This is a genomic window from Mesorhizobium sp. NPDC059054 (assembly GCF_042739215.1).
In the GTDB taxonomy this organism is placed as follows: Bacteria; Pseudomonadota; Alphaproteobacteria; order Rhizobiales; family Rhizobiaceae; genus Mesorhizobium.
In genome coordinates this window covers 835,011-861,990 of record NZ_JBHYHV010000002.1, presented here as the reverse complement: position 1 = coordinate 861,990, position 26,980 = coordinate 835,011, and the positions used below count along the sequence as shown (strand labels likewise).

Here is a 26,980-nt window from a genome sequence, read left to right as displayed (position 1 = left end):
GCATCCTATCGCCGGACGCTCCGGTGCTCCACACAGTGATCATAGTGGTAGCCCCCGTGCTGCGCAGGTTTGAGCTCCCGGTCACGAAGAACGGTATCGCGTGGCGTGGCGGCATCAGCGCAAATGTCGGCAAAACGCCCGCGAAGATCATCGACATATTCGATATTGATGACCCGGTCGCCGTAGAACCGCGTGTATTCGGAGCATTCGTGGTAGCGGTGGCATTCCTCGGATACCGCGAAATCGAACCCGATCCGCCTTCGTTCCAGGTCGGAAAGCTGCGGCGTGTTCTTTTGCCCCGCCGCCAGACCCGCGTTGTGCGCGGCACGCACCAGCGAAGTTGCGAAGGCGACGGCATCTTCGTGCCTGAGCGCCCCCTTTGACCTCGTGAAGGAATCCAGATTGTCGAACTCGACGGCGTTGAAGCCCGATCGAGCGCACCCGGAAATGGCCGGGGCAAGGCGCTTAAGGACAGCGGCCCGAAGCTTTTCCGAGGAGATGTCGAGGAGATGCTCGTCCGGCCAGTCGGGGTCGACCAGCGGCTTACCTTTGCTGTTCTTGACCAGCAGTTCGGGCGGCCACGCTATACCTGGCTGTGTCTGGAAACCGTTGACGTAGCATATATTGTATAGACCTCGGATCGGCGCAGCGGTGCTGTCGCGCACCACGACATTTGTCCTGGCCTGAGGATTGTAGGCTCCACCGAGCTGATAGTCCGCAATGGCATCGGAAGGAAGTGTCTCGAAGCCTCGAGCCGCTCCAGGCTCTTGTTCCACAGCGGTCGCCGTTCCCGCGCATAGGATGAGGGTCGCCGCGACCAAAGTCCGGGTCGATTGCATATCCAGCGTCATCCATGGCCGATGCCCACCAGCCAGGCTCTAGGCGGCGGCTATGGCCAATGCATGACCGCGCGCGTTCTGACGCAGCGCATCGAGGTGGATGGACTTCACGAGTATAGCCAGATCGCCTTCAGCCTTTTGTCCGCCCAGTTCCTTGAGCATCAGCCAGCTCACCTCCTGCACGCCGGCGACGCGCTTGCCATTGGCGACCTCGCGCCAGACTTTCAGCGCCGTGAGGATGACGCTGTGCATGGCAAATGACAGTCCAGCGGATGTGAGCAGCGCCTGCAGCGCGACATCGTTGCCACCGGCAAGCAATGCCCTCACCCGCTGCTCCGACTGGGCGGTAAGCGCCACCAGAACCGCGCCGAAGAAATCGACCTTCCCATGCGCCACGGTGCGGATGATGAAGGATGCCGTAAGATCGCCGCGCAGGCGCAGATGTTCGACAAGGGCCGGATGTTCGGCTGCTTGCGTGCTCTCGATCAGGGTGACCGACGCCTTCACGCAGGCATCGCGCAACACGCGCTCGGCGCGCGCCGAGCCCATCAGCGCCAGGACCAGCGGCGAGCCCTTCAACGCATCGCCAAGCTTCACCAGCAGCATGTGGCGGCAATCCGCTGGCAGTGTGTCGTGCGCGATCAGCGCCTCGCGCACTGCCGGCACGTGACCATGCCGCTCGGCAATGCGGCGGTAGCTCATGGACGCGACCGCAGCGCCTGGATTTGAAAGCAGCGTCACGCAGGCTGCGACCTCGCCGATTTCAGCGATCGCCGCCGCAACCGTCATGGAAACGGCCGGCCGATCCGCGATCAGCTCCTGCGTCGCTTTCTGGCCGCAGGCGACGCGGTCGATCAGGTCGGCGTCGGTCAACAATGGCGAGCGCGCAAGGACAAGGCTGGCGACTTCCGGCTGGTCCGAAGCCAGCGCAGCTATGATCTGGATGGGGGCGTGGTGGCTCATCGAAAGCGCCTCGGCCATGGCGGCCCGCACCTTGGATGAGGCATCGTCGAGCAGAAGGGTTAAAGCAGCCTCGGCAGCACACCGATCCTCGAAGGGAAGGTCGCGATTGACATAGGCTCTGGCGAGCGCGCTCGCGGCGGCCGCACGCTCGGAAACCCTCGCCGTGCCGACCCATTTCAGGAAATGAGGAACAATCATGCCCACCGCTTCATACCCCAGCCGGAACCCAACCCGGCAAACCCGAAAAAGACGTTAGGCAGAAATGGTTTACGAAGCGTTCACCATAAATCTTAACCAGCTTGCGGCCCCCGGCGCGTGAGAGCGCCGCGCGTCCTTTCGAACGCGCAAAGGACGCTCTAACACTTTTGAATCTGCGCATCGTGCTTTCCGAAAATCGATTCCGATTTTCGGGCCGATGCATTAGAGCGCCGCGCGTCTCTTCGGACGCGCAAAGGACGCTCTAACACTTTTGAATCTGCGCATCGTGCTTTCCGAAAATCGATTCCGATTTTCGGGCCGATGCGCTAGGCCTATCAAGCAGGAAACGGAGGATCGTCATGCCTGGTCTCTATCTGGAAGAATTCACCGTCGGTCGGAACTTCCAGCACACGCTGCGCAAAACAGTGACCGAGAGCGACAACATGCTGTTTTCGGTCATGACGCTCAATCCGCAGCCGCTGCATATCGATTTTGATTTCGCTTCCAAGACAGAATGGGGCAAGCCGCTGGTGAATTCCCTGTTCACGCTCGGCCTGATGATCGGCATCGCGGTCAACGACCTCACCGTCGGCACCACAGTCGCCAATCTCGGCATGAAGGAGACGACCTTCCCGCACCCGGTGTTCCATGGCGATACGATCCGCGTGGAGACGACCGTGGTCTCGGTGCGTGAATCGAAATCGAAGCCCGATCGCGGCATCGTCGAACTCGAGCATCGTGCTTTTAACCAGGACAATGTACTGGTCGCCAAATGCATCCGGCAGGCGATGATGCTGAAGAGGCCTGCCTGATGCGTTCCCTGCTGTTTGTTCCCGGCGATTCCGAACGCAAGCTGGAAAAGGGCTTCTCCTCACAGGCCGACGTCGTCATCGTCGACCTGGAAGACTCTGTCGCGGCGCAGAACAAGGCGGCCGCGCGCGAGGTCGCGGCCGGGTACATCGCCCAGCACCGCGCCGATACGAAGGCGATCATCTACGTTCGCGTCAACGATCTGACCACTGGACTGACCGACGAGGATCTCGCGGCGGTTGTCCGCTCGAAGCCAGACGGCATCATGTTGCCGAAATCCAACAGCGGGCAGGATATCCAGCAATTGTCTGCCAAGCTGCGTGTCCAGGAAGCGCGTGCGGGCCTGGCAGACGGCGCGATCCGCATCCTGCCGATCATCACCGAAACGGCGGCGGGCGTGCTGGCTGCCGCCAGTTATGCCGGCGCGAGCAGCCGCCTGTCGGGCCTCACCTGGGGCGCGGAAGACCTGTCGGCGGCGATCGGCGCCCGCACGGCGCGCGACGACGATGGCCGCTACACCGATGTCTTTCGCCTTGCCCGCACGATGACCCTGCTCGCTGCTTCCGCCGCCGAAGTCGCTGCGGTCGATACCGTGTTTCCAAACTTCAGCGACATGGCTGCATTCGAGGCCGAATGCCTCGAGGCCGAGCGCGACGGCTTCACCGCCAAGATGGCCATCCATCCAGCCCAGGTGCCCGTGATCAATGCGGCGTTCACGCCATCCAGGGAGGCTGTCGAACGCTCGGCCGCCATCGTCGCGGCCTTCGCCGCTGCCGGCAATCCCGGCGTCGTCGGCATAGAAGGCAAGATGTACGACCGACCGCATCTGCGGCTGGCCGAACGCTTGCTGGCTCGGGCCAAGGCGGCTGGCGTCAGCGCCTAGCTTGCCGCTAGCCGGCGTTCCACGGTCCGGCATAGTCGGCGTAAAGCGTCGAAACGTCCGGTCTCGGCCGTTCCTGCGCCGTGCCGGAAAACGTGCCGATGTGAACGAAGCCGATGACGCGCTCTTCAGGCGCTAACCCCAGGATCGCGCGGCCTTCCGGCACATCGGAATACCAGTTGCTGATCATGTTGGTGCCATAACCCAGCGCATTGGCGGCGATCATCAGGTTCATCGCCGCCATGCCGCCGGAGAGGAATTTCTCCCATTCCGGGATCTTCGGATGCGCTTTCGGCACGGACACCACACCGATCACCAACGGCGCACGCGAGAAGCGGGCGAGTTCCTGATCGCGACGAACGTCGTTGAGCGGCCCCTCGCGACTTTCCGCCAGCGCGGCGAGTTTTTTGCCGACATCCACCCGCGCTTCGCCGCGGTAGAGGATGAAACGCCACGGCTCCAGCTTGCCGTGGTCCGGCACACGCGAAGCCGCCGCAATGATGGTGGCGATTTCGGCATCCGAGGGCGCAGGTGCCTTCAGCTCCGGAATGGGCGCGGAATTCCGGGTCAGCAGGTAGTCGAGGATCGGTTGCGTCATGGCGCGGTTCTCCTGAAATTCGATTGGCTGAAGCGCGCGATGGGCATCGGCTGCTCTGGCAACGGCGCAAACTGCACCGGAAAAGAGCCTTGAGGCATCCCCGCCAGACTCTTCAGCCTTGAAATTGCCACCGGCTTGGGCTTCAACGCAAGGTATGTTCGCCGGGCTTCGCCGACTTTCGCTGACTGTTTTCGGAGCCGCGCTCGGCATGGCTCTGTCGTCGGCTGCCGGCGCCAAGGATCCCGACTCGCTCGACAATCTCAAACTGCCCGGCATTTCGACCTATGCGCCCCCGCATGCGGGCACGCAGCTTGCCCGTGGCGACGGCGAAATCACACTCAGTGCGCAACTCACCGACAAGGGCGGGGAAATCACACGCGGCCTGGTCTGGCGCGTCTTCCTCCCCGAACCGGGCGCCGACGGCAAATTGCCGTTGGTCGCCTCCGCGCAAGGCGGCACGGCGGCCTTCCAGCTGCAGCCTGGCAGCTACCTGGTGCATGCTTCCTACGGCCGCGCCGGTGCCACCAAACGCATCACCGTCGGGCGCGACGCCAAGCGCGAGAGCATGGTTCTCGATGCCGGCGGGCTGAAGCTCGATGCCACGCTGGCCGGTGGTATCCGCATTCCACGCGAGAAGCTGCGGTTTTCCATTTATGAGTCGCGCTCCGGCAAGGACGACGAAAAGGCACTCATCATCCCCAACGTGCAGCCGAACTCCGTCGTGCGGTTGAATGCCGGCGTCTACAACGTCGTCTCGACCTATGGCTCGGTCAATGCCGTCATCCGCTCCGACATCCGCGTGGAGGCCGGCAAGCTGACCGAGGCGACGGTCGAACATCGGGCGGCTGAAATCACCTTGAAGCTGGTGCGCGAGGCCGGCGGCGAAGCGCTGGCCGATACGTCGTGGTCGGTGCTCAACGAATCCGGCGATTCGCTCAAGGAAGCCGTCGGCGCCTTCGCGCCGATGGTACTGGCGGAAGGCAACTATACGGTCATCGCCAAGAATCGTGACCGCATCTACCAGAAGGACCTGACGGTCGAAGCCGGCAAGAACGGCGAGATCGAGGTTGTCGCCTCCGAAGCGACGGCGATCGACCCGGCCGAGGGCGCCGACTGATCTCCCTGATCAGGCGGCTGCACGGCGAAACCGCCGCCGCAGGAATTTCACGCGGTTAGCAGGTTCGACCGGCGCCAGGTCGAAGACGGCGCGATGGAGCCTTGCCAGCAGAACCTTGCGATCGCGCAAAGGATCGAACTCTTCCGGTGTCAGCACCTTGCCGATCTTCACATCGATAGAGCGGCCAGCCAACCTGGCGAATTCCCGGATCAGCAGCGAAATTCTAAGCGTCAGCGAGGCCTTGCCGACGAAGCGTGCCAGGCGCCCTTCCCGCTCAGCCAGGTTCATCGGGCCACTGACCAAATGGAACAGCCGGCCATTCTGCCCGGAAAAATGCATGGGGATGACCGATGCTCTGGCCTCCTGCACCAGCCGAGCCGGAAACATCTTCCACGGCAGGTCCTGGGCGCGGCCAAAACCTTTCGGCGCGGTGGCAACGCCGCCCGCCGGGAAGACGACGATCGTCACGCCTTCCTTCAACAGGCGCATCGCCTCGTGGCGGATCGCCATATTGGCCTTCACCGCTTCCTTGGTCTCGGAAAAGTCCACGGGCAGCGAATAAGGCTCCATCTCGCGGATGCGCAACAGATCCTTGTGGATCATCACCTTGAATGGCCGGCCGAGTTTTTCGGCCAGCGACAGCACGGCGATGCCGTCGCCGATGCCGAAGGGGTGGTTGGCGACGATCACCAGCGGTGTATCCGGCAGATTGGCGGGCGGCCACTGGTCGTCACCGCGTACGCGGACATCGATCAGGTCGAGCATCCGACCGAAGACACGGTCGCCCGTCGGCACGATGTTGCGGCGCCAGAGATCATAAAGGGCGGCAAAGCGGTCACGTCCCGAAAGCCCCTCGACCGAGCGAATGAACCAGCGCGTAAACGCCGGCTGGCCGGCATTGGCGTAGGAAAGTTCCGGAAACGGTCTTTCGCGCGATCTCAGCATGTTCTGTCGTTAAGCGTGTTGGATGACGCCAACATGACGTCGATGGAAAAACGGCGGTGGATCGAGCCACCGCCGCTTTCCGGAAAATCCCGGATCAGGCCGTTTTCGCGCGCTTGAGGTCCGGCGGTGTCGCCTCGTCGACCAGACGGGCGATCGCCTCGTCGAGCGACAGCGATTCCTGGTCACGGGAGCCAAGCCGGCGGACATTGACCGTCTGCTCTTCCGCCTCGCGCTTGCCGCAGACGAGAATGACCGGAACCTTGGTCAGCGAATGCTCGCGGACCTTGTAGTTGATCTTCTCGTTGCGCAGGTCCGCCTGCACGGACAGTCCGGCGGCCTTCAGTCTGTCGACGACGCTGCGGGCATAGTCGTCGGCTTCCGAGGTGATCGTCGCCACCACCACCTGCAGCGGCGCGAACCACAGCGGGAAGTGGCCGGCGTGGCTTTCGATGAGGATGCCGAGGAAGCGTTCCAGCGAGCCGACGATGGCGCGGTGCACCATCACCGGCTGCTTCTTCTCCGAATCCGGTCCGATGTAGAAGGCACCGAACCGCTCGGGCAGGTTGAAGTCCACCTGCGTGGTACCGCACTGCCATTCGCGGCCGATGGCGTCCTTCAGCGTATATTCGAACTTGGGGCCGTAGAACGTGCCCTCACCCTCGTTGATGCCGGTCTTGATCCGGTTGTCTTCCCGCGCCATCCGGGCGAGCGAGTTCTTCAGGATTTCTTCGGCGTGATCCCACATGGCGTCGGTGCCGACGCGCTTTTCAGGCCGCGTGGCGAGTTTCACCACCACCTCGTCGAAGCCGAAATCCTTGTAGACCGACATCATCAGGTCGTTGATCTTCAGGATCTCGGTTTCCAGCTGCTCCTCCGTGCAGAAGACATGCGCGTCGTCCTGCGTGAAGCCACGCACGCGCATCAATCCATGCAGGGCGCCGGAAGCCTCATAGCGGTGCACGCTGCCGAATTCCGCAAGACGGATCGGCAGATCGCGGTAGGACTTCAGGCCATGCTTGAAGATTTGAACATGCCCCGGGCAGTTCATCGGCTTGAGCGCGAAGACGCGCTGGTCGGCGTCGGGATCATCGGGATGGGTGAAGGCATGCGCGGACTTCACCGCGAACATGTTCTCCTGGTACCAACCCCAGTGACCCGAAGTCTCCCACAGCGACTTGTCGAGGATCTGAGGGGCATTGACCTCCTGATAGTCGTCGCCAAGCCGGCGACGCATGTAGGCGATCAGATTCTGGAACATCTTCCAGCCCTTGGCGTGCCAGAACACGACGCCCGGCCCTTCCTCCTGGAAATGGAACAGGTCCATTTCGCGGCCGAGGCGGCGATGGTCACGCTTCTCGGCCTCTTCCAGCATGTGCAGATACTGGTCGAGCTGCGCCTGGTCGGCCCAGGCGGTGCCATAGATGCGCGTTAGCATCGGGTTGTTGGCGTCGCCGCGCCAATAGGCGCCGGCGACCTTCATCAATTTGAAGGCCGTACCGATCTGGCCGGTGGCAGCCATATGCGGACCACGGCAAAGGTCGAACCAGTCGCCCTGGAAATAGATCTTCAGGTCCTGATCTTCAGGAATGGCATCGATCAGTTCGACCTTGTAGCCTTCGCCCTTGTCGCGGAACACTTTTTTTGCGCGATCGCGGTCCCACACCTCCTTGGTGAAGGGCTTGTTGCGCTGGATGATCTCCCGCATCTTCTTTTCGATGACGGGGAAATCCTCCGGCGTGAACGGCTCGTTGCGTGCAAAGTCGTAATAGAAGCCGTTCTCGATCACCGGACCGATGGTGACCTGCGTTCCCGGCCACAATTCCTGCACCGCCTCGGCCAACACGTGGGCGGTATCGTGACGGATCAGCTCCAGCGCGCGCGGGTCGTCGCGGGTGACGATCTCGATCTTACCGGAAGCCTTCAGCGGGTCTGACAGGTCGCGCAAGGTGCCGTCGACGGCATAGGCCACTGCCTTCTTGGCGAGCGACTTGGAGATGGATTCGGCGAGCTCGGCGCCGGTCGTCGCGGCGTCGTAATCGCGCACGGAACCATCAGGGAATGTGAGGGAAACGTTTGCCATGGTCTTCTCCTATCCAGTCCCGCATACGAACGCGGGTGGTGTTGTGCCGGATGACGCCCGGCGGCGAGCGGTCTTTTAGGGGCAGTTGCAGCCGACGTAAAGCGAAACGGAGCCGCTTTGACAAAGCAACGCCGCACGCTGGATCAAATCGGGGATCGCCTGACAGCCTTATTTGAATTTGACCGGCCCAGTCAGCTCTTTGAGGAAAGAAGCTCTCACCACGCGATCCAGCGCTCAGTTGGCTTTGACCGTTATGCAGTCGAACTTCTGCCGTTTGAGCGCCGCACAGGTTTTACCCGCCGTTTTCGCATCCTCGAAGCCGTCGAAACGAACACGATAGAATGTGGTACCGTGCGCTTCGGCCTGCATGATCTGGCCAGCTGCTTCCCCATGGATCGAACGAACGAATTTCTGCGCCTTGCCCAGCAACGCCTCGGCGGTTGTCTGGCTGGGTAGCGCGCCGATCTGAATCTGCCAGGCTGACGGGATGAGCGCGACTTCGGTGTCGCCGTCGCCCTGCTCGATCGCCACCTCGTCCATCGTCTCCGACGGCGCGACTGGTCGTTTCGGCCTGCGTGTCGGCACTGGCGCATTCGAGGCTACCAGCGGCGGCGCGGTAACGGCCCCCTTCGTGCTGAAGCGCTTCAGCAACGCTTCCATCTTGGCATCGCGGCTCCGGGCCGTCTTGCCGCCCAACACGACGCCGATCAAATGCCCTTTGCCTTGCCCAAGCGACGACACCAGATTGTAGCCCGAAACGGCCGTATATCCGGTCTTCAAGCCGTCGACGCCGGCATAGCGATACATCAGATTGTTGTGACCTTTCAGGCGCTTGCCGTGAAAAACGAAAGAAGGCTGCGAGAACAGGCCGAACAGTTTCGGGAAATCCCGCTCCAACGCCATGCCGAGCACTGCCATGTCGCGGGCGGTCGTCAACTGGCTGGTCCGATCGGTCAATCCGGACGGGTTGGCGAAGACCGTGTTTCGAAGTCCCAGCTGTCGACCGCGTTTGGTCATCAGTCGTGCGAAGGCAGCTTCCGATCCAGCCAGATGTTCGCCGACGGCGGTCGCCGCGTCATTGGCCGAAATCACGATCATCCCGTTGACGGCATCGCGGACGCTGATGCTCCGGCCGGGCTTGACCCAGAGCTTCATCGGAATTTTTGCCGACGCGTTTTTTGAAAAGACGATCTGGTCGTCCCACCCGAGCTTTCCCTTCTGGATTGCCTCGAAGGTCAGATAGAGTGTCATCAACTTGGCAAGCGAAGCCGGCGCGTGCCGCTTGCCGGCGTTTTGATGGCCGAGGATATTGCCGGTTCGTGTGTCGAGTACCGCCCAGGACACATCGGCCATCGCGCTTGCTGCGCTCAGGAAAACCGCGCTGAAGGTCAGCGAGGCCGCAAAGACCTTGCGCCCGAGCCATTTATCGATGACCGGCATGATCGCTCCGTGAAATGTAGAGACGTCCCCGAGGGAGCATATGTGATTGAAAAACGACGGCGGCCCCACCCGCCGGAACAGGCCCGCCGCATGAAATCCGTTGCCACTATTGAATAGGATTCATTAACGAAAAGTGGGTGGTTTTTTAACGATTTGACTGCTCGCCAGCCTTGCGGCCAATCGACCAGTAGCGCCACGGCGTATACCAGGTGTAGCGGGCATCGAGTGTCGTTGGCACATTGTCGATGCCGTGCGTGCCGCCTGGGCCACAGCGCATGACGCGAAACAGCCCCATCCAGCCACCAGCCCACAGGCCGTGCCTGGCGATGGCCTCATAGGCATATTCCGAGCAGGTCGGCAGATGGCGGCAGGTGTTGCCGACAAAACCGGAAAGCGTGAGCTGGTAGGTCCGAACAAAAGCCGTCCCGGCCAGCCTGCCCGGGGTCTTGCGCCAGGGGCCTGGCCAGTTGCGGCCGCGGGTGACTGCATGCCGGTGACCGCAGCCGTGGCCGTCTGCTTCGCCTGTCATTGCGGGTGTCGCGCTCGCGAATTCATCCGCTCTAGATGGCGCGCTCCGGTCGGTTTCGCAACAAGTAGCTAGAGCAATTCCAGGAAAAGTGCGCAACGGTTTTCCGTCCGGAATTGCTAAAAAACAAAGAGTTAGAGCGTTTCCGCGTTTCCGTGAAAAACGGAAACGCTCTAGTGGTGTCCTCTCCGGAAGCCGACGAAAGCCGGCGTGACGGTGACGGGTATGCCCTGTTCGATGAGGGAGAGCAGCCCGAGCATCACTTCCTCGTTCGGCTCGCCGTACACGTCGAGCCGTCGCATGATGCAGTTTTCCATCACATCGCGAATATAGGGATCCGCCATCTTCCAATGCGCGAGCACGGCTTTCGAACTCGGCATGATCTGGAGGCTGCTTGCCCGCATGGAATCCTCGTCGATATAGGTTTCAACGGCCAGTTGAGGCCCCTGGCTCTCGGCGAAGGCAACGGCCTTGCGGATAGCCTGCTTGAACACTTCGAGCTTGCCTGGGCGAATGTCGAAGCTGGCCAACTGCACGATGCGTTCCGACATGGCCGGCTCACTCGGCCGCATCGAGCAGTACTGCTCTGATGACACGGTTGACAGCGCCATACGGGGAGGATGCAACATAGACCAGTTCCACATCCTCGATGGCGTTGAACGATCCTGGCGTACCGGCCGGGAGATAGAACACGTCGCCCGGCCCCGCCGTCTGCCACGCGTCTCGGCTCGCAATCGTGCAACGGCCCTTGGTGACGACCAGCACCTCGTCATAGGCAAAAATGAAATCGCTCGTCGCGCCGCGCGGCGCTCTCAGGAAGCCAACCGCCCCGAGCTTGGCCGTCGGCACCTCGTCTTCGTTGAGCACATCGACCAGCCTAGCGCCGGACCACTCCATCCAGTCCTGCGCTGAGGCAGCCGTGAATTTGCGGATGTCCGGCGTGTTCAAAATCTGCGTGTTCATCGCTCTTTTTCCTCTTGGCGGCGCTATCCGAGCCAGCTGTCCACTGGCGTGAATGGCGTCCTACAAGTTCAAGTAAACTTGAAGTCAAGAGCAAAGCATGCAAAAAGATCGAAATGGAAACGACGCTTACCATCAATCAGCTTTCACGCCGCAGCGGCGTGGCGGCCTCGGCGCTGCGCTATTACGAGGAACGCGGCTTGATCCAGTCCGAGCGCAGAGGCTCAGGCCACCGCCGCTTCACCCGCGCCACCTTGCGGCGGCTTGCCTTCATCGTCTTTGCCCAGCGCCTCGGCATGTCGCTCGCCGAAATCCGCTCGGAGCTTGAGAAGCTGCCGACCGACCACGTGCCGAAGGGCGCCGATTGGTCACTGCTTTCTGGTCCTTGGTCGGCCCGCATCGACGAGCGCATCGCCGAGCTCGAACGGCTGAAGACTGGCCTTGCGCAATGCATCAGCTGCGGCTGCCTGTCACTGGAATATTGCCGGCTGGTCAATCCACACGACAAGGCCGGAGCCCTTGGTCCCGGCCCGCATTACTGGCTGGGCGATCAGTCTTCGACCGACGATTGACGTTCCGGCTCATCATCACGGCGCCGCATGTCGTCACTGTGGCTTGCCGCGCCGCTCAGGCCGCGTGCGCAGGTAAGTATCCTGGCGCTGGGGTGGTCTGTTCAACGTCTGGAAAGTGGCAACTTTCAGCGCATCGAGAAGCGCTTGGATGACCTCGGACATCACATTCACTCCGGTTTCGCGTATCTGTTTCATGACCGGATTCAACGCCTTCTGGCGCCTGCCTTCAAACGAGTATATTTTCGCATTCGGATAACCTGAGGTTATGCGAATGAAACGCAGTCGTTTACCGCTCACAGCCCTGCGCTCTTTTGAGGCAGCAGGCAGGAATGCGAGTTTCAGCCGGGCTGCCGAGGAATTGCATGTCTCGCAGGCAGCCATCAGTCGCCAGATCCGTGAGCTTGAGACCACACTCCGCACCCCACTGTTCGAGCGCCTGCATCGCAAGGTCGTGCTGACAGAGGTCGGCAAGGCATTGCTCACCCAGCTGAGTGCCAGTTTCGACGGCATCGAAAGAATGCTCACCGAGATCGCCGGCCGCGGCCAGACCCGGACGGCACGGGTGAGTTCCGATGCATCCATTGCCGCCTGCTGGCTGATCCCGCGCCTGGACCGCTTCCGGCGTATGAACCCCGATATCGATGTCGTGCTCGATGTCGATCCGCGACTGATCGAGTTCCGCGCCGACCAGGCCGAGCTCGCCTTGCGCTTTTCCTTCCGCAACACAAGCTGGCCGAACACGGAAGCTGAACGCCTTGCCCATGCGCTCGAGACGCCTGTGCTTGCGCCGTCCCTGCTCGCTGGCGGCCCTGCAATCGCAAAGCCTGGCGATCTGCGCCGCTTCACCTTGCTGCACGAAGAAAGCCGCGAACACTGGAAGAACTGGTTTCGGCTCGCTGGCGAAGAGGAGGCCGAGGTGCTGGCGCCGGGGCCGATGTATGCCGATATGGCGCTGGCCAAGCAAGCTGCCTTGCTTGGCCACGGCGTGGCCCTGGTTGATCTCCTCTACATGCAAGATGAACTCGCCGCCGGCACGCTGGTCAGGCCTTTTACGGCGGAGCTCAATTCCGGTGGTTATTTCCTCGTCGCGCGCAGCCTTTCGAGGCTCAGCGAACCTGCCCGTATCTTCGCTGAATGGGTTCGCGCCGAATTTGCCGCGAGCGTTGCCGCGCTATCGTCAACCGAAAGTGAACGGTGCGTACTCCCCGAATGAATGGGCAACCTCGCCCGCCTCGCCTATCTCACTCACCGAATTGGACAATCCGCCACCAACAGACCGGTGGCCAGACGAGGCCCGGAGCCCGCTCTCTCGGATCGCGCCGGTGGCCCAACATGGGGATGACATGACCGACCAAATCGAATTCGGACTGGACACGTTTGGCGACGTCACGCTTGGCGCCGACGGCAAGTTGTTGCCGCAGGCCAAGGTGATCCGCAATCTCGTCGAGGAAGCCGTTCTCGCCGATCAGGTCGGCATCGACTTCATCGGCGTTGGTGAGCATCACCGCGACGACTTCGCCGTCTCCGCGCCTGAGACGGTACTGGCGGGCATTGCCACGCGCACCAATCGCATCAAGCTGGGCTCGGCCGTCACCGTGCTGAGCTCGGACGAGCCGATCCGCGTCTTCCAGCGCTTTTCCACCGTCGACGCGTTGTCGAATGGGCGCGCGGAAGTGATCCTTGGTCGCGGTTCCTTCACGGAATCCTTCCCGCTGTTCGGTTTCCGGCTCAACGACTACGAGACCCTGTTCACCGAAAAGCTCGATCTGTTCGCAGCTGTCTGCAAGGGCGAACCAGTCACCTGGCAGGGTTCCATCCGGCCGCCGCTCAAGGATCAATCGGTCTATCCGCCGATCGAGAATGGCAACTTGAAGACCTGGATCGGCGTCGGCGGAAGCCCGGAATCGGTCGTGCGCGCCGCACGCTACAATCTGCCTTTGATGCTGGCCATCATCGGCGGCGATCCGAAGCGCTTCCGCCCCTATGTGGACCTCTACCATCAAGCGCTCGACCAGCTTGGTGGAGGGACGTTGCCGGTCGGCGTGCATTCGCCGGGCTATGTTGCCGACACCGACGAGCGGGCGGCTGAAGAACTCTGGCCGCATTACAAGGTGATGCGCGACCGTATCGGTGGCGAGCGTGGCTGGCCGCCAGCCACCCGCGCCGACTTCACCTCGGAAGTTGAACGTGGATCGCTCTATGTCGGCGCGCCGGAGACGGTCGCGCGCAAGATCGCGGCGACGGTGAAGGCGCTGAGCGCCCGGCGTTTCCAGATGAAATATTCGTCCGGTCCGCTGCCGCATGAAAAAATGATGCGCTCGATCGAGCTCTACGGCACCAAGGTGATCCCGATGGTGCGCGACCTCCTGGCGGAAAAGCCGGAGCTGACGGAGGCCTGAACAGGGTGCCGGCAAACGATGCAAGTGAAAGGCCCGGCGTGGGAAACCACGCCGGGCCTTTTTGTTTAGTGCTGCCGGTTTGACCGGTCGCTCAATCCTTGGCGTTCAGGTCTGTACCCAGCGTGTCCTTGACGAAGAGCATGCCAATGACAAGCGACATCGCTGCGATCACGATCGGGTACCAGAGGCCGTAGTAGATGTCGCCCTTTGCTGCACTCATCGCGAATACGGTCGCCGGCAGCAGGCCGCCGAACCAGCCGTTGCCGATATGATAGGGCAGCGACATGCCGGTATAGCGGATGCGGGTCGGGAACATCTCGACCAGGATCGCCGCGATCGGGCCGTACACCATCGTCACATAGAGGACGAGGATGAACAGGATACCGATGACCATCGGCCAGTTCACCTGCGCCGGATCGGCCACCATTTTGAATGCGCCTGCACCAGGAACGGTGTAGACGGTGAATTCGGTGGCACCGGCCGCTTCCTCGGCGGTGATCAGCTTGTCCTTGATTGCCTGCGCGACCGGCAATGTCGCTTTGTCGCCGCCGCGGATAGCCGCGGCATCCAAAGCCAGCTTCGGATTAGAGGCAACCAGCGCGTCGAGCTTCTGGTCAACAACCTTTGCAGGATCTCGCTTTAGCGGATAACCGGCATCCTGCAACGAATTGAAGAGTGCCTTCGTGAGTGCGGCATTCTTCGCTGCAGCGTCGGCCCCGGCGGCAACAGCGTCGTAGGATTCGACGGTTTCATTGCCGATCTTGACTGAGGCTGCGGTACCGGGTGCCGCCGTGGTGACGACGTCATACGGCACCGAGTTCTTGGTCAGGAAGTCGGTGGCGATATCGCAGGATGTCGTGAACTTGGCGGTACCGACCGGGTTGAACTGGAATTTGCAGTCGCCCGGGGCGGCGGTCACGGTCGCCCGGGTGTTCTGCTGCGCGGTGGCCAGTGCCGGGTTGGCGGCCCAGGTCAGCGCCTTGAACAACGGGAAGTAAGTAACGATGGCCAGCGCCAGGCCAGCCATGATGATCGGCTTGCGGCCGATCTTGTCGGACAGCCAGCCGAACACGACGAAGAAGATCGAGCCGAGTGCCAGCGCGATCGCGATCATGACGTTGACCGAGTAGGCGTCGACCTTCAGCACGTTCTGCAGGAAGAACAGCGCATAGAACTGGCCGGAATACCAGACAACAGCCTGACCAGCCGTGAGGCCGAGCAATGCCAGAATGGCGATCTTGGCGTTTTTCCATTGGCCGAAGGCTTCCGAAAGCGGCGCCTTGGAACCCTTGCCCTCTTCCTTCATGCGCTGGAAAGTCGGTGATTCCGACAGCGAAAGCCGGATCCACACCGAAATACCGAGCAGGACGAAGGACAGGATGAACGGGACGCGCCAGCCCCAGGCCGCGAAGGCATCCTTGCCGAGCCAGCTCTGCACGACCAGAATGACGATCAGCGACAGGAACAGGCCGAGTGTCGCCGTGGTCTGGATCCACGAGGTGTAGTAGCCGCGGCGATCGTCCGGCGCATGTTCGGCGACATAGGTCGCCGCACCACCATATTCACCGCCAAGCGCCAGTCCCTGCAACATGCGCAGCGCGATCAGGATGATCGGCGCCGCGATGCCCCAGGTCGCCGCTCCGGGCAAGACACCGACCAGAAAGGTCGACAGGCCCATGATCAGGATGGTGACGAGGAATGTGTATTTGCGGCCGACAAGGTCGCCGATGCGGCCAAACACCAGCGCGCCGAACGGGCGCACCAGGAAGCCGGCGGCGAAAGCCAGCAGCGCGAAGATGTTGCGCGTCGCTTCCGGATATTGCGTGAAAAAGGTCGCGCCGATGAAGGCGGCCAGCGAACCGTAGAGATAGAAATCGTACCATTCGAACACGGTACCGAGCGAAGAGGCGAAGATAACCTTCTTCTCCTCTCGCGTCATGCCGCGGCCAGTTCTGCCGGCGGTCTGTGCCATTGCCATGAGCTTCCTCCCAAATGCCCTCGATGCCGGCCGTCTGCGTCCTCCTCCGGATGCAGACTCAGGCCCAGCCATCACCGAGGAATCTGGCAGAAAGCCCTTCTCGTGGGGACCGAGCAATTGGGATTATGACTTTGGTCTAATGCATCGGTCCGAAAATGAGTTTCGATTCTCGGAAAACACGATGCCCAGGACTCTTCTGACGTCACGAGCCGCTAGATGCGATCGCCCAGCGCCTCGAGCAGCGCCACTGCTGCCATCATGTCGCGCTTACGGAAGGCGCGCCGCGCCACCGCTTCCGAATCCTGGCCCCAATGTTCGATCTGCCAGTCCTCGTCGACATGGGCGGCCGTCCATGCCGCCTCGGCGGCAAGCCCGCCCTGCTCCACCGCCAGTGCCAGCAACGCAGATCCGGTGATCGACGTCATGACATGGATGGCGGCCAGCCGGAACGGGTCGTTGCGGCGGGCCAGATGCGCACCGAGCACCGCGATGCTCTCGCGCGGCTGTTCGACGTGGATCACACCTTCAGCAAGTTCGAAGCGCGCGCCGAGCGAAGTCAGCGCCCAGTCGATGACCGGGTCCCAATGCGTGTTCTGACGATCGACCAGTCCCTGCGGACCATCGGCGCGGTAGCAAAGCAGATCGGATGAAGCAAAGCGCAGGATGTCCTCAAGCACCGCCTGCGTGTCGGTCGAGACACCGTCGATGGCGGTATTGACGAGACGCAATACCGGCATCGTCACCGGATCGATCACGTCCTCCTGTGCTTCGAATTCGGCCGCCACCAGCGCAGCGGCCTTTTCGGTCGGCAATGCAAGCAGCGCCTTGCCGGGGGTGCGAACCGGCTTGCCGTCAAGATGCACGGCAAAACCAGTGTCCGAAGGCGCGATGGAAGCGGCCTTGTAAAAGCGCTTCGGCAGCGGCGTGCGCATCTGGATCTGGGCGCGTCGCGTCGGGTCCGGATCGGAAAGCTGCTTGCCCGCCTCGAGATCGCTCAGAATATCGCGCATTGCCAGTACACCCCTATGCCGTTTTCGGCCGCCTCGGACGATTGACGATGCTCAAGCCTACCGCAATCAGCCCCAACGCCAGGAAGATCGTCCAGGTCAACGGCTCTCCCAGGATCAGCCAGCCGCATATCACGCTGAATGCAGGCGACAGGAAGGCGAAGCTCGACAACCCTGCCGCCGGATAGCGGCGCATCAGCCAGAACCAGACGATATAGGTGATCGTGACGATATAAACAGCCTGAAACAGCAGCGCTCCGGTGGCCAGCGGCGTCACGTCGCGGAGCGCCGGCCCCGCCAGGGGAACCAGCGGGATTGCCATGATTGCCGAAACGACGAGCTGATAGAGCAGCACCTTTTCCGCACTCGCGGTCTGCAGTTTGGAACGTTTGATCGTCAGCGTCGTCAGCGCCCAGAACAAGCCGGCGGCGAGGCTGAGCAGATCCCCGAACAATGTCGGCTGGCCGCTGCCGCCCAGTCGATCGGAAAAGATCACGATCACCCCGCAGAAGGCGAGCACCAGCCCGACCAGCTTCTGCATTGTCATGCGTTCGCCAAGCCAGAAATGCGCGCCGACGAGCACCCAGAACGGCATCGTGTTGACCAGCAGCGAGTTGCGCGCCACGGTCGTGTACTCGAGCGCCACGAACACCAGGGAGAATTCGGTTCCGAACAGCAGGCCGGCAAGGATGCCGCCGAAAAGTGTGCCGTCACGTTCGAACAGGCGAATCCCGCGGAACTGGCACCACAGGAATACAAGCACGCATGCGATCGCCGAACGTGCGACGTTCAGGAAGATCGGGTTGTAGCCAACATTGGTGAGCTTTGCCGCAACACCATTCAGTCCCCACGAAAATGTCAGCACCAGCATGAAGGCGACCGCCGCGGCGTCGACGGCATCGCGCCGGTCAAAGCTGTGACTTGCTGTGCTCATGAGCTCCCCCCGCGCGGGCTCAGCCGCGTCGCTACAGCCCTACAAGACGGCAGCAGTCACGGCATGGTCCAAGCGGCACCGAGCGGTGGTTCACCACAGCCGCCAGTTGGCACATCAATCGTCCTCGGCGCTCGCCTCGTCGAAGCCGAGCAGATTCCAGCTCTGGCGCATATGCGGCGGCATCGGTGCGGTGACATCGATCACGCCCCTGTCAGGATGTGGGATGATGATGCGGCGGGCGTGCAGATGCAGCCGGTTCTGCATGCCACCCGGAAAATCCCAGTTGGTGTCGGCTTCGAAATATTTCGGATCGCCGATGATCGGGCAGCCGATATGGGCAGCATGCACGCGCAACTGATGCGTGCGGCCTGTATAGGGCTCCATCTCCAGCCACGACAGCGACTGCGCCGCCTGCTCGACGATGCGGTAGTAGGAAACCGAGTGGTCGGCGCCCTTTTCGCCATGCTTGGCTACCCGCACCCGGTCGCCATCCGGGGTCGGTTCCTTGATCAGCCAGGTCGAGATCTTGTCCTCGCGCTTCGGGGGCACACCTTTGACCAGCGCCCAGTATGTCTTCTTCGTTTCGCGGGCGCGGAAGGCTTCGGACAGTTTCATGGCGGCCAGCCGCGTGCGCGCGATGACCAGCACACCCGACGTATCGCGGTCCAGCCGGTGCACCAGGCGTGGCTTCTCGCCCTTCTTGTTACGCCATGCCTCCAGCATGTCGTCGACATTGCGTGTCACGCCCGAGCCGCCCTGCACGGCAAGGCCTGCCGGCTTGTTGAAGACGAAGACCTTGTCATCCTCATGCAGCAGCATCTTGGCGAGCACGTCGGCGTCGCCCTGGTTGCGGATCGAATGGCCGGTGAGTTGGTCGGCCCCGCCCTTCTTGTCGACATCGAGCGGCGGGATGCGGATCACCTGCCCCGGTTCAACACGGGTATCGGTCTTGGCGCGCCCGCCGTTGACGCGCACCTGACCGGAACGCAGCAGCTTCTGCAACTGCACGAAGCTCAATCCGGGATAGTGGCTCTTGAACCAGCGATCGAGCCGCATGCCCGTTTCGCCGGCTTCCACCGTGATCTGTTCGACGCCTGCCATCTGCCTCAGCTGTCCGTTTCGAAACGCGCCAATAGCACTATGCGAGCGTTCTTACGAGCCACAGCCCGAGGAACAACGCAAGGATCGCGCCGATGACGCTCACCAGCGCATAGCCTGCCGCCGGCACCACATCGCCGCGTTCCCACAAGGTAGCGAAATCCAGCGAGAATGCCGAGAAGGTGGTGAAGCCGCCGAGGACGCCTGTGGCCACGAACAGACGCAATTCCGCCGAGGCGCCGCCATAGCGGCGCGCCAGCGTCTCGATGAAGGCGCCCATGATGAAGGAGCCGATGATGTTGATCGCCATCGTGCCCCAGGGAAAATTGGGGCCGATCAGCCTGAGCGCGCCGAGGTTGAAGAGATGGCGGATGGCGGCGCCGATCGCGCCACCGACTGCCACGAGGAGAAGATGGTACATCGGCACCGATCCCGTCAGCGCGACGGCCTAGGCCTGAGCCTTCTTGCCCTTGCTCGACGAGATCATCTTCCAGTTCTTGTAGAACATGGAATTGATGCGCTCGACGCTCATCGAAACGATGGTGAGCAAGCCGGCAACGACACCGGGAACCGGGGAAGGACGAATGATGTCCATGAACACGCAATAGCGGCGGCCGTCATATTCGTTGACCGAACGATGCAGCAGCGTGTCGTCGAAAATATACATCGGACTGTCGTGCCAATAGTTCCTGGCGCCTTGGCATTCGACGAAGATTTCAGCGTTCACCGGGATCAGGTTGTACAGCACGCGCAGCGAAAGGCGCAGCGGGCCGAAATGCCAGGACGTCGATTCACGCCCCGAAAACACCGACACCGCGATCGTCTTCACATATTTGAAGTCCTTGTTGAACTCCGGCACGTTGTCGATCTTGTGCTTGCCGTACCACTGGTAGACGTACATACCCCGCCGGCCGGTGCCGAAATTGGCGTCGATGTCGGCGATGATCTCGTTGCGGCGCTCCTTGAAGACATTGAGCACCTCGTTGACTTCGCGCTGATAGTCAGCCGGAAACTGCTCCAGCTTCCACACACCCCAGTTCTTGTAGCTGATCAGGTCGACCAGCAGGTTGAAGGGAGACAGCAGCCAGGTGAATATGCCGTTGCCGGTAAAATAGAGGCTGAACAGCCGTTGGTCCTTGTTCTTGTTGCGCAGCACGTCGATGAGCCCGCAAGCGAGCCAGATCAGCGTGATGATGGGAATGAAATAGAAACCGAGCCCCAGAAGCACGACGGCGATGGCGGCTTTGCGGATTGCCTTGCGTTGATCTTTGGTCATGTGAGCCTGGCGCCTGACGCCACCCTTTATTAAGAGTTTCGCCGCGCCCTCTGTCGCGACGCATTCACCCCAGTGACGGCTGCATAGGCTCAATTCTCGCTACGCACAAGACGGCGCAAAATCCGTACCGGCAAGCATCTCACAAAATTGGATTGGAATACTCACCTTTTTAGTATCCGCATCGACCGGTGTGCTCGTACGACGCCGGCGGCTCTATGCAGCCAATATGAAATCGGCGCAGCGTTCGGCGATCATGATGCAGGGAGCATTGGTGTTTCCACTGACCAGCGTCGGCATGACCGACGCATCGGCGACCCTCAATCTCGGCACGCCTTTCACTCTCAACTGGTCATCCACCACCGCCAGCGGATCATTGCCCATCCTGCAGGTGCCGGCAGGATGGTAGACCGTCTTGGCCAGCGAGCGGATATAAGACACGGTCTCCGCGTCACCGACATCTCCAGGTGTCAGTTCACTGAATCCCAACGCCTGCATTGACGGCGCGGCGAGAATGGCGCGTGCCAGCTTCACCCCGCGCAGCAGCGTATCGACATCCTCCGGCGCCGTGAGATTGTTGCCGATGATCCGGATCGGATCCTGCGCCTCAGCACTCCGCAACGTTACTTTCCCCCGCGAAACCGGTCGCAATATGCACGGGTTGATGGAAACGCCGTGCCCTTCCATAGGTTGGCGCGTCGCATCGCCGACCAAAGCGGGCGTGACATGGAACTGCACATCCGGCCTGCCGCAACCCGACGTGTCGACGAAGCCCCCTGACTCGACAACGTTCGAGGCCAGAAGGCCGCCGCGGCCGCAGAGATATTGCAGGGCGTTCACAGCCGCACGCCAGCCGCGATCCTGCCCCTTGAGAGAGATTGGTCGTTCAGTGATGCCATAGACCGAAGCGGTGATATGATCCTGGAAATTCTCTCCGACACCCGGCAGGTCACGAACGACCGGAATGCCAAGAGCAGCCAGTTCCGCCGCAGGACCGACGCCGGACAGCATCAGAAGCTTCGGCGTTGCCAGCGCTCCGGCGCACAGGATGACTTCCTCCCTGGCCGCTGCCCTGCCGTTCTCGCCGGTGTCGGAGCGGTAGCGGATTCCGCTGGCAGCTCCATTCTCGAGGTTGAGCCCAAGCACCGCGCAGCCGGTGCGCAGGGTCAACAGGGGCGATCTGCGCACGGCTTTCAGATAAGTTGCCGCAGTCGAGCCTCTTCGCTGCGCGAACGTGGTCGTTTGATAGAAGCCGATGCCGGCCTGTTGGACCCCATTGAAATCCGCATTGAACGGCAGCCCGACCTCTTGCGCGGCCCGCACGAACGCAGAGCTGATCGGATGCCTGTGACGAGGCTCGGAGACTTTCAGCGGTCCGCCGACACCATGAAAGGCATTCGAGTAGGTTTCATTGTCCTCGCAGCGGCGAAAGACCGGTAAAACATCCTCGTAGGCCCAGCCGCGGCAGCCGCGTTGGCGCCATTCGTCGTAGTCCTCCGCCTGTCCCCGAATATAGATCATGGCATTGACGGACGATCCACCACCCAGCGTACGCCCTTGCGGAATCGTCATCACACGGTCATTCGCTGCTGGCTCCGGCTCGGTTTGATACATCCACGTGCGTTTCGTTCCGAGCACGCGCACGAAGGTGGCGGGAACGTGAATGAACGGCGTGTTGTCGCGGGGCCCAGCTTCAAGCAGAAGCACGCTTTTGCCAGCAGACACCAGCCTGTTCGCAAGGACACAGCCGGACGATCCTGCGCCGGCAACGATATAGTCGTATGTTTGCACGGTTGATATCTCGGCTCTTGAGGTGCGTCTGTACGAACGACAGATCGAATATAGTTGATAAAGTGAACTTATTTAGTTTACGGAGTCAACTAAAACCATGATAGCCACTTCCGCCTTTTCCTCCAGATGATTGCATCGCATTGGTGGGGTCGACGTCGAGCGCCCAGAAACCGGGAAGAACATGAAGCCAAAACTGTCCCCTCAAGCCATCGCGTCAGCCGTAGAACGCGACCTGGGACCAATCTCGTCCTGGACCTCGGTGTCGGAAGGCGAGGAATCGCAGGCTTTCGGCATCAGGCTTGCTGATGAAGACCTCATCCTGCGCATCAATCGCCTGGCCGAAGGCTTTCAAAAGGAGGCGTTTTGCTACCGGCACTTCACCTCCGCCAGTTTGCCGATCCCGCAAATCCTGTCGATCGGCGAGGTCGACGGTCATGCCTATTGCGTATCACGGCGCGCCGCAGGCAAAACCCTGCAGGATCTGTCGCCGGCTGAGCTGCCGTCGGTGGTTGCCCGGGTCGATGAAGTCATGCGAGCCATCGCGGAAGCGCCGCTGCACGGAACCGAAGGTTTCGGCCGTTTCGATGCCGACGGCATTGGGGTGCACGAGAGCTGGCGCGGCTTCCTGGCGGCCGTTGCCGATCCACAGCGTTATGACTGGAAAGGATGCGAACCGGCGGTCAGCAGGTCCTGGATCGATCGGCATCTGCACCTGCTCGGCTTTCTCATCTCGCAGTGTCCGGAAACCAGAAGCCTCGTGCATGGCGATTTCGGCTCGAACAATGTCCTGACCGACAGCCTCGCCATTACTGGTGTCATCGATTGGAGCGAGGCAATGTTCGGCGATCCGCTCTACGACGTCGCCAATATCTTCTTCTGGCGCCCCTGGCTTGCTTGCATGGAAGCGCAGGCGCGCTTCGTCGAAGGGCACCGGCTGGATATAATGAGCAAAGAGCAGGCCTTGCGCTGCTATCAGCTTCGCATTGGCTTGCAGCAGGTTTTTGAATGCGCCATGGCGGGAAACACGACCGACTTGCTATGGGCGATGGCACGGTGCGACGCCATAGCGGCCGATCCACCAAGCTGATTTTGGTTGTTGGCCGGCTACCGTGAGTGAGTGTGCCCCTTCCATCGAGAGCCTCGCGCCGCGATCTTGCACTCCGGCGCGATAGGCCATAGGTTCCGATCACAATGTTCATGTCCACATTCTTCCCGCTGATCTGAGCCGCACCGGTCGTTTCTGAACGACATGGTCGCTTGGCGCACCCGCGCCCCTCGGATCACAACGCCGCCGATAGGTGGCGAACGGAGAATGTCATGCCCAAAACCGAACCCATCGGCCTGACGACCAATCAGGTCCAGAATTTCATCGATAACTGCTTCATCAGAATAGAGAACGCTTTCAACACCGACCTCGCCCAGCAATGCCGGGACGAGTTGTGGGCCCAAATCGGCCTGTCACCACATGAACCCGAAACGTGGACGAAACCTGTGATCCGTGTGGGGTCGATGGCTTCGCCGACATTTGTGAAGGCGGCCAACACTCCTCGCCTGCACCGCGCCTACGACCAGATTGTCGGCGAAGGCCGCTGGGTTGCGCCCAAGGCGCTCGGGACCTTTCCAATCCGCTTTCCGTCGCGACAGGCGCCCGCTGACGACGGCTGGCACGTGGACGTGAGCTTCGGCACCGACAATCCGGATTTCATGGAATGGCGCGTGAATGTGAAAAGCAGCGGCCGCGCCTTGCTGATGTTGTTCCTGTTCTCGGATGTCGGACCGGACGATGCGCCGACAAAGATCCGAAAAGGCTCCCACAGCGCCATCGCCCGCGAATTGCTGCCTTATGGTGAAGCGGGCGCCACGTTGCGGCAGCTTTCCGCCGATGGCTACGCATCCACGCAAGGCTGCGAAATCGAACTGGCAACGGGTGCGGCGGGCACAGTCTATCTGTGCCACCCCTTCCTCGTGCATGCCGCGCAGCCGCACCGGGGCAAGGAACCGCGTTTCCTGGCGCAACCGCCTCTGTTGCCCAGGAGCGAGTTCGATCCGGCCTTGCCGCCCTCGCCGGTCCAGATCGCCATCCGCCAGGCTTGCGGACTGACATTTTAGCCGTGCGGAAGCCGGTGCCGTTCGCGGCCCCGGCTATCCTAAAACCACCCAGCCAATTGCCTGCGTCCTCACATACGTAGCGTATGTGTATTGAAACATCCCTCGCAGATCTTACATACGCGCCGTATGTCAATTGATGCGAACCGCACCCTTGCTAACGGTGCTGCGCGACAAACTGGAAGAGGACAAAAGATGGCACAACGCGACCCGGTTTTCCCGGCTGACCGACATGCGCTTTATGAAGCGCACGGCTATTCGGCAGCGATCCGTTCCGGAGACCTCCTGTTCGTCTCGGGACAAGTTGGCAGCCGCCCTGACGGGTCTCCAGAGCCCGATTTCAAGCGCCAGGTCGAACTGGCCTTCGAAAACCTGCGAGCGACGTTGAAGGCAGCGAACTGCACGTTCGACGACATTGTCGACGTCACCACTTTCCATACCGATCCCGAGAACCAGTTCGAGACCATCATGGCCGTCAAGAACCGGATCTTCGACAAGGCGCCATATCCGAACTGGACTGCGGTCGGCGTGAACTGGCTGGCCGATTTCGATTTCGAGATCAAAGTCATCGCGCGCATTCCCTGAGACGCTCCAGGCGAGAGTTAAAGTTCGGGAAGCCCACAGCCCACAGCCCACCTCAACGAGCCCCGAGCGGAACCCACGCGCGCAGTCACCGCTCCGGCAGCCGGAGCGGTGACTGCGCTTCAAAGCCGCTTCAGGCGCCCCAGGCATGTTTCGGCGCCAAGCGGATCGTGCAGATCGTCAGCCTCGGGGTGCCGCTTCACCATGTCGAGGTTTCTTGTCTTCGTCGCGCAAAGATAGCCAAAGCTAAACCATTGAAAATTATTAATTAAATCTCAGAAGGCATTGACGTGCAAACTGCCCTTTGATAGTCAGCGGCCATCGGGGAGTAGCCACCGGAAACGGGGCCGCATCAACATACTCGCGTTCTCGCGTGGTGCGGCCGGCGCTTTGACGCTCGGCAAGACCGTGACGAAAGCTTTTCCTGGACAGGAAAGCCTTGCTCGTCCGGCCAACGTCCTAACTCCGGGATCAGCGATGTCACCCGTTTCCATTGCCGTGCTGGCTGTCGGCATGTCTGTCGACGCCCTGATTGCCGCGCTCGGGCGCGGCGCCTCACCTGTACGCCCGACATTGTCGCAAGCGGTTAGAACCGGACTTGTGTTTGGCATCGTGGAGATGCTGACGCCCATCATTGGCTGGGCGCTTGGTGTTGCCGCCAGCCAATACATCCAGGCGATCGACCATTGGGTCGCCTTCATTCTGCTGACAGCCGTCGGTGGCAGGATGACGATCCATGCCCTGTCGCGAAAGGACACCGCTCGGGAAGAAAACAGCTCCTCGGCGTTTGGTCTGCTGGCAACCGCGGTCGGAACAAGCCTTGATGCCATGGCTGTCGGCGTCTCGTTGGCCTTTCTGAACGTCAATATCTTCGTGATCGCGGCTGCGATTGGGCTGGCAACCATGGTGATGTCGACAGGCGGCATGCTCGCCGGACGATATCTGGGAGCGCGATTCGGCCGGTATGCCGAAATCGTTGGCGGCCTTGCCCTCATCGGCCTTGGAGCGAAGATACTCTTCGACCATCTGCTGGCCCCATGACTTGTTCGTAGCGTCAGGGTAATTGCCATCTCGCTCAAGTCGCGCGGGCCTGAGCGATCGCGCTACAGGTGTCGCACAATGCAGTTCTCCTCCTACATCATCTGCGGCACACCCCGTTCGGGCAGCACCCTGCTTTGCACCATGTTGACCGAAACCCGCGTGGCGGGACGACCTCATTCATATTTCCGGCAGCAGGACATCGCGGAGTGGGCACAGGAATGGGGTGTCGAGCCGGCACGAGATCCGGACGACGCGCAATTCGACAGGGACTACGTTGCCGCGATGCGGCGGGCCGGCACGGACGACACAGGTACCTTCGGCCTTCGCCTGATGTGGGTCAGTGTCGCGGAAGCTTCGCGGCGACTGGACAACATCGCCGGCGACAGGGCGGATATAACTGCGAGGTTGGAAGAAACCTTCGGACCGACGCTCTACATCCATCTCTCGCGCCTGGACAAGGTTGCACAAGCCGTTTCACTGATCCGCGCCCAGCAGAGCGGCCTATGGCATCGGAACAGCGACGGCACCGTGCTCGAGGGCGAAGAGACACCGCGGCCAGTCGCCTACGATGGCGAGCATATCGGCCGGATCGTGAAGGAACTGGAAGAAGACGATGCTTGCTGGGCGGATTTCTTCAAATCGCGCGGCATCGACCCACTGCGGCTGACATATGAGACAATGTCCGCCGACCCGCAGTTGGCCTTGTCGAAAGTGCTGTCGGCTCTTGGCAAGGATCCAGAACTTGCCAAGGCCGTCAGGGTCGGAACGGCGAAACTGGCCGATGGTACAAGCAGCGAATGGACTGCAAGGTTCAGGAAGGAAAGCGGCCGGTTAGCCTAGCTT

28 protein-coding genes and 1 riboswitch are annotated in these 26,980 nt (G+C 61.5%); of the genes, 11 read left to right on the top strand and 17 right to left on the bottom strand.

From position 1 onward, the window contains the following. Positions 1 to 5 precede the first annotated feature (5 nt). Positions 6 to 839, bottom strand: coding sequence for an endo alpha-1,4 polygalactosaminidase (locus ACFWXH_RS11865; protein ID WP_379120360.1), 834 nt, complete (start codon positions 837 to 839; stop codon positions 6 to 8). 39 nt (positions 840 to 878) lie between these two features. Continuing rightward, positions 879 to 2,000 (bottom strand): DUF2336 domain-containing protein, encoded by a 1,122-nt coding sequence (locus tag ACFWXH_RS11860; RefSeq protein WP_379120357.1) that lies wholly within the window; start codon positions 1,998 to 2,000, stop codon positions 879 to 881. A gap of 359 nt (positions 2,001 to 2,359) precedes the next feature. Here ACFWXH_RS11860 and ACFWXH_RS11855 point away from each other — a divergent pair, with 359 nt between their 5' ends. Both ACFWXH_RS11855 and ACFWXH_RS11850 read left to right on the top strand, forming a co-directional pair. After that, positions 2,360 to 2,812, top strand: a complete 453-nt coding sequence (locus ACFWXH_RS11855) for a MaoC family dehydratase (RefSeq protein ID WP_379120355.1) — start codon at positions 2,360 to 2,362, stop codon at positions 2,810 to 2,812. Beyond that, complete coding sequence (locus tag ACFWXH_RS11850; RefSeq protein WP_379120353.1) at positions 2,812 to 3,693, top strand: HpcH/HpaI aldolase/citrate lyase family protein; 882 nt, start codon at positions 2,812 to 2,814, stop codon at positions 3,691 to 3,693. The genes ACFWXH_RS11855 and ACFWXH_RS11850 overlap by 1 nt, the downstream gene beginning before the upstream one ends. A 7-nt stretch (positions 3,694 to 3,700) precedes the next feature. Here the strand turns inward: ACFWXH_RS11850 and ACFWXH_RS11845 are convergent, their stop codons facing one another. Then, entirely contained in the window at positions 3,701 to 4,288 is a 588-nt protein-coding gene (locus ACFWXH_RS11845) for a nitroreductase (protein ID WP_054311131.1), read from the bottom strand. Between the two features lie 208 nt (positions 4,289 to 4,496). On the opposite strand from ACFWXH_RS11845, the gene ACFWXH_RS11840 reads away from it, so the two are divergent. After that, positions 4,497 to 5,405 carry a hypothetical protein gene (locus tag ACFWXH_RS11840; protein WP_379120350.1) on the top strand — a complete coding sequence of 303 codons (909 nt, stop codon included), beginning with the start codon at positions 4,497 to 4,499 and terminating at the stop codon, positions 5,403 to 5,405. Between the two features lie 9 nt (positions 5,406 to 5,414). Here the strand turns inward: ACFWXH_RS11840 and ACFWXH_RS11835 are convergent, their stop codons facing one another. The 6 genes from ACFWXH_RS11835 to ACFWXH_RS11810 form a co-directional block, all read right to left on the bottom strand. Beyond that, on the bottom strand, positions 5,415 to 6,350 hold the full coding sequence (locus tag ACFWXH_RS11835) for a lysophospholipid acyltransferase family protein (RefSeq protein ID WP_379120348.1): 936 nt from the start codon (positions 6,348 to 6,350) through the stop codon (positions 5,415 to 5,417). Positions 6,351 to 6,444: 94 nt separating this feature from the next. Further along, positions 6,445 to 8,430 (bottom strand): threonine--tRNA ligase, encoded by a 1,986-nt coding sequence (gene thrS / locus ACFWXH_RS11830; RefSeq protein ID WP_379120346.1) that lies wholly within the window; start codon positions 8,428 to 8,430, stop codon positions 6,445 to 6,447. A gap of 234 nt (positions 8,431 to 8,664) precedes the next feature. Then, positions 8,665 to 9,783 carry a serine hydrolase gene (locus ACFWXH_RS11825; protein ID WP_379120930.1) on the bottom strand — a complete coding sequence of 373 codons (1,119 nt, stop codon included), beginning with the start codon at positions 9,781 to 9,783 and terminating at the stop codon, positions 8,665 to 8,667. A gap of 232 nt (positions 9,784 to 10,015) precedes the next feature. Further along, positions 10,016 to 10,399 carry a membrane protein insertion efficiency factor YidD gene (yidD, locus tag ACFWXH_RS11820; RefSeq protein ID WP_379120344.1) on the bottom strand — a complete coding sequence of 128 codons (384 nt, stop codon included), beginning with the start codon at positions 10,397 to 10,399 and terminating at the stop codon, positions 10,016 to 10,018. 170 nt (positions 10,400 to 10,569) lie between these two features. Beyond that, positions 10,570 to 10,947 (bottom strand): hypothetical protein, encoded by a 378-nt coding sequence (locus tag ACFWXH_RS11815; RefSeq protein ID WP_379120342.1) that lies wholly within the window; start codon positions 10,945 to 10,947, stop codon positions 10,570 to 10,572. A 7-nt stretch (positions 10,948 to 10,954) separates the two neighbouring features. Further along, on the bottom strand, positions 10,955 to 11,359 hold the full coding sequence (locus ACFWXH_RS11810; RefSeq protein ID WP_379120340.1) for an AraC family ligand binding domain-containing protein: 405 nt from the start codon (positions 11,357 to 11,359) through the stop codon (positions 10,955 to 10,957). 113 nt (positions 11,360 to 11,472) lie between these two features. Between ACFWXH_RS11810 and soxR the strand changes: the two genes are divergently transcribed. Further along, complete coding sequence (gene soxR / locus ACFWXH_RS11805) at positions 11,473 to 11,928, top strand: redox-sensitive transcriptional activator SoxR (RefSeq protein WP_054311138.1); 456 nt, start codon at positions 11,473 to 11,475, stop codon at positions 11,926 to 11,928. Between the two features lie 33 nt (positions 11,929 to 11,961). On the opposite strand, the gene ACFWXH_RS11800 is transcribed toward soxR, so the two are convergent. Next, positions 11,962 to 12,090 (bottom strand): hypothetical protein, encoded by a 129-nt coding sequence (locus ACFWXH_RS11800; protein ID WP_379120338.1) that lies wholly within the window; start codon positions 12,088 to 12,090, stop codon positions 11,962 to 11,964. 109 nt (positions 12,091 to 12,199) lie between these two features. On the opposite strand from ACFWXH_RS11800, the gene ACFWXH_RS11795 reads away from it, so the two are divergent. Then, positions 12,200 to 13,141: a LysR substrate-binding domain-containing protein gene (locus tag ACFWXH_RS11795; RefSeq protein WP_379120336.1), complete on the top strand. Its 942-nt coding sequence runs from the start codon at positions 12,200 to 12,202 to the stop codon at positions 13,139 to 13,141. Between the two features lie 130 nt (positions 13,142 to 13,271). Further along, positions 13,272 to 14,327: an LLM class flavin-dependent oxidoreductase gene (locus tag ACFWXH_RS11790; protein ID WP_379120334.1), complete on the top strand. Its 1,056-nt coding sequence runs from the start codon at positions 13,272 to 13,274 to the stop codon at positions 14,325 to 14,327. Positions 14,328 to 14,418: 91 nt separating this feature from the next. On the opposite strand, the gene ACFWXH_RS11785 is transcribed toward ACFWXH_RS11790, so the two are convergent. The 7 genes from ACFWXH_RS11785 to ACFWXH_RS11755 form a co-directional block, all read right to left on the bottom strand. Next, a complete protein-coding gene (locus ACFWXH_RS11785; RefSeq protein ID WP_379120332.1) occupies positions 14,419 to 16,305 on the bottom strand; it encodes an MFS transporter in 1,887 nt (628 codons plus the stop codon). 212 nt (positions 16,306 to 16,517) lie between these two features. After that, positions 16,518 to 17,315, bottom strand: coding sequence for an ATP12 family chaperone protein (locus ACFWXH_RS11780; RefSeq protein ID WP_379120330.1), 798 nt, complete (start codon positions 17,313 to 17,315; stop codon positions 16,518 to 16,520). A 13-nt stretch (positions 17,316 to 17,328) separates the two neighbouring features. Further along, a complete protein-coding gene (locus tag ACFWXH_RS11775; protein ID WP_379120328.1) occupies positions 17,329 to 18,246 on the bottom strand; it encodes a DMT family transporter in 918 nt (305 codons plus the stop codon). 114 nt (positions 18,247 to 18,360) lie between these two features. Beyond that, entirely contained in the window at positions 18,361 to 19,347 is a 987-nt protein-coding gene (locus ACFWXH_RS11770; protein ID WP_054311145.1) for an RluA family pseudouridine synthase, read from the bottom strand. A 37-nt stretch (positions 19,348 to 19,384) separates the two neighbouring features. Next, positions 19,385 to 19,765 (bottom strand): fluoride efflux transporter CrcB, encoded by a 381-nt coding sequence (gene crcB / locus ACFWXH_RS11765; protein WP_379120326.1) that lies wholly within the window; start codon positions 19,763 to 19,765, stop codon positions 19,385 to 19,387. Between the two features lie 27 nt (positions 19,766 to 19,792). Further along, a complete protein-coding gene (locus ACFWXH_RS11760) occupies positions 19,793 to 20,620 on the bottom strand; it encodes an aspartyl/asparaginyl beta-hydroxylase domain-containing protein (RefSeq protein ID WP_379120324.1) in 828 nt (275 codons plus the stop codon). A 213-nt stretch (positions 20,621 to 20,833) separates the two neighbouring features. Then, positions 20,834 to 22,408 carry a GMC family oxidoreductase gene (locus ACFWXH_RS11755; protein ID WP_379120322.1) on the bottom strand — a complete coding sequence of 525 codons (1,575 nt, stop codon included), beginning with the start codon at positions 22,406 to 22,408 and terminating at the stop codon, positions 20,834 to 20,836. Positions 22,409 to 22,589: 181 nt separating this feature from the next. Here ACFWXH_RS11755 and ACFWXH_RS11750 point away from each other — a divergent pair, with 181 nt between their 5' ends. From ACFWXH_RS11750 to ACFWXH_RS11730, 5 genes are all read left to right on the top strand, one after another. Further along, positions 22,590 to 23,495, top strand: a complete 906-nt coding sequence (locus tag ACFWXH_RS11750; protein WP_379120320.1) for a phosphotransferase family protein — start codon at positions 22,590 to 22,592, stop codon at positions 23,493 to 23,495. 230 nt (positions 23,496 to 23,725) lie between these two features. Beyond that, the gene (locus ACFWXH_RS11745; RefSeq protein WP_379120318.1) at positions 23,726 to 24,517 is read left to right on the top strand and encodes a phytanoyl-CoA dioxygenase family protein; all 792 of its coding nucleotides are present in this window, start codon (positions 23,726 to 23,728) and stop codon (positions 24,515 to 24,517) included. Between the two features lie 192 nt (positions 24,518 to 24,709). After that, a complete protein-coding gene (locus ACFWXH_RS11740) occupies positions 24,710 to 25,099 on the top strand; it encodes a RidA family protein (RefSeq protein ID WP_379120316.1) in 390 nt (129 codons plus the stop codon). A 308-nt stretch (positions 25,100 to 25,407) separates the two neighbouring features. Beyond that, a riboswitch (yybP-ykoY riboswitch) is annotated at positions 25,408 to 25,633 on the top strand. Beyond that, positions 25,610 to 26,137: a manganese efflux pump MntP family protein gene (locus ACFWXH_RS11735; protein ID WP_379120314.1), complete on the top strand. Its 528-nt coding sequence runs from the start codon at positions 25,610 to 25,612 to the stop codon at positions 26,135 to 26,137. Its footprint overlaps the riboswitch before it by 24 nt. A gap of 78 nt (positions 26,138 to 26,215) precedes the next feature. Then, the gene (locus ACFWXH_RS11730) at positions 26,216 to 26,977 is read left to right on the top strand and encodes a Stf0 family sulfotransferase (RefSeq protein WP_379120312.1); all 762 of its coding nucleotides are present in this window, start codon (positions 26,216 to 26,218) and stop codon (positions 26,975 to 26,977) included. Positions 26,978 to 26,980 lie beyond the last annotated feature (3 nt).

Bases quoted from the DNA above. Each gene is read 5' to 3' on its own strand.
- ACFWXH_RS11865 (WP_379120360.1), bottom strand. From the start codon at position 839: ATGCAATCGACCCGGACTTTGGTCGCGGCGACCCTCATCCTATGCGCG.
- ACFWXH_RS11860 (WP_379120357.1), bottom strand. From the start codon at position 2,000: ATGATTGTTCCTCATTTCCTGAAATGGGTCGGCACGGCGAGGGTTTCC.
- ACFWXH_RS11855 (WP_379120355.1), top strand. From the start codon at position 2,360: ATGCCTGGTCTCTATCTGGAAGAATTCACCGTCGGTCGGAACTTCCAG.
- ACFWXH_RS11850 (WP_379120353.1), top strand. From the start codon at position 2,812: ATGCGTTCCCTGCTGTTTGTTCCCGGCGATTCCGAACGCAAGCTGGAA.
- ACFWXH_RS11845 (WP_054311131.1), bottom strand. From the start codon at position 4,288: ATGACGCAACCGATCCTCGACTACCTGCTGACCCGGAATTCCGCGCCC.
- ACFWXH_RS11840 (WP_379120350.1), top strand. From the start codon at position 4,497: ATGGCTCTGTCGTCGGCTGCCGGCGCCAAGGATCCCGACTCGCTCGAC.
- ACFWXH_RS11835 (WP_379120348.1), bottom strand. From the start codon at position 6,350: ATGCTGAGATCGCGCGAAAGACCGTTTCCGGAACTTTCCTACGCCAAT.
- thrS (WP_379120346.1), bottom strand. From the start codon at position 8,430: ATGGCAAACGTTTCCCTCACATTCCCTGATGGTTCCGTGCGCGATTAC.
- ACFWXH_RS11825 (WP_379120930.1), bottom strand. From the start codon at position 9,783: ATGGCCGATGTGTCCTGGGCGGTACTCGACACACGAACCGGCAATATC.
- yidD (WP_379120344.1), bottom strand. From the start codon at position 10,399: ATGACAGGCGAAGCAGACGGCCACGGCTGCGGTCACCGGCATGCAGTC.
- ACFWXH_RS11815 (WP_379120342.1), bottom strand. From the start codon at position 10,947: ATGTCGGAACGCATCGTGCAGTTGGCCAGCTTCGACATTCGCCCAGGC.
- ACFWXH_RS11810 (WP_379120340.1), bottom strand. From the start codon at position 11,359: ATGAACACGCAGATTTTGAACACGCCGGACATCCGCAAATTCACGGCT.
- soxR (WP_054311138.1), top strand. From the start codon at position 11,473: ATGGAAACGACGCTTACCATCAATCAGCTTTCACGCCGCAGCGGCGTG.
- ACFWXH_RS11800 (WP_379120338.1), bottom strand. From the start codon at position 12,090: ATGTCCGAGGTCATCCAAGCGCTTCTCGATGCGCTGAAAGTTGCCACT.
- ACFWXH_RS11795 (WP_379120336.1), top strand. From the start codon at position 12,200: ATGAAACGCAGTCGTTTACCGCTCACAGCCCTGCGCTCTTTTGAGGCA.
- ACFWXH_RS11790 (WP_379120334.1), top strand. From the start codon at position 13,272: ATGACCGACCAAATCGAATTCGGACTGGACACGTTTGGCGACGTCACG.
- ACFWXH_RS11785 (WP_379120332.1), bottom strand. From the start codon at position 16,305: ATGGCAATGGCACAGACCGCCGGCAGAACTGGCCGCGGCATGACGCGA.
- ACFWXH_RS11780 (WP_379120330.1), bottom strand. From the start codon at position 17,315: ATGCGCGATATTCTGAGCGATCTCGAGGCGGGCAAGCAGCTTTCCGAT.
- ACFWXH_RS11775 (WP_379120328.1), bottom strand. From the start codon at position 18,246: ATGAGCACAGCAAGTCACAGCTTTGACCGGCGCGATGCCGTCGACGCC.
- ACFWXH_RS11770 (WP_054311145.1), bottom strand. From the start codon at position 19,347: ATGGCAGGCGTCGAACAGATCACGGTGGAAGCCGGCGAAACGGGCATG.
- crcB (WP_379120326.1), bottom strand. From the start codon at position 19,765: ATGTACCATCTTCTCCTCGTGGCAGTCGGTGGCGCGATCGGCGCCGCC.
- ACFWXH_RS11760 (WP_379120324.1), bottom strand. From the start codon at position 20,620: ATGACCAAAGATCAACGCAAGGCAATCCGCAAAGCCGCCATCGCCGTC.
- ACFWXH_RS11750 (WP_379120320.1), top strand. From the start codon at position 22,590: ATGAAGCCAAAACTGTCCCCTCAAGCCATCGCGTCAGCCGTAGAACGC.
- ACFWXH_RS11745 (WP_379120318.1), top strand. From the start codon at position 23,726: ATGCCCAAAACCGAACCCATCGGCCTGACGACCAATCAGGTCCAGAAT.
- ACFWXH_RS11740 (WP_379120316.1), top strand. From the start codon at position 24,710: ATGGCACAACGCGACCCGGTTTTCCCGGCTGACCGACATGCGCTTTAT.
- ACFWXH_RS11735 (WP_379120314.1), top strand. From the start codon at position 25,610: ATGTCTGTCGACGCCCTGATTGCCGCGCTCGGGCGCGGCGCCTCACCT.
- ACFWXH_RS11730 (WP_379120312.1), top strand. From the start codon at position 26,216: ATGCAGTTCTCCTCCTACATCATCTGCGGCACACCCCGTTCGGGCAGC.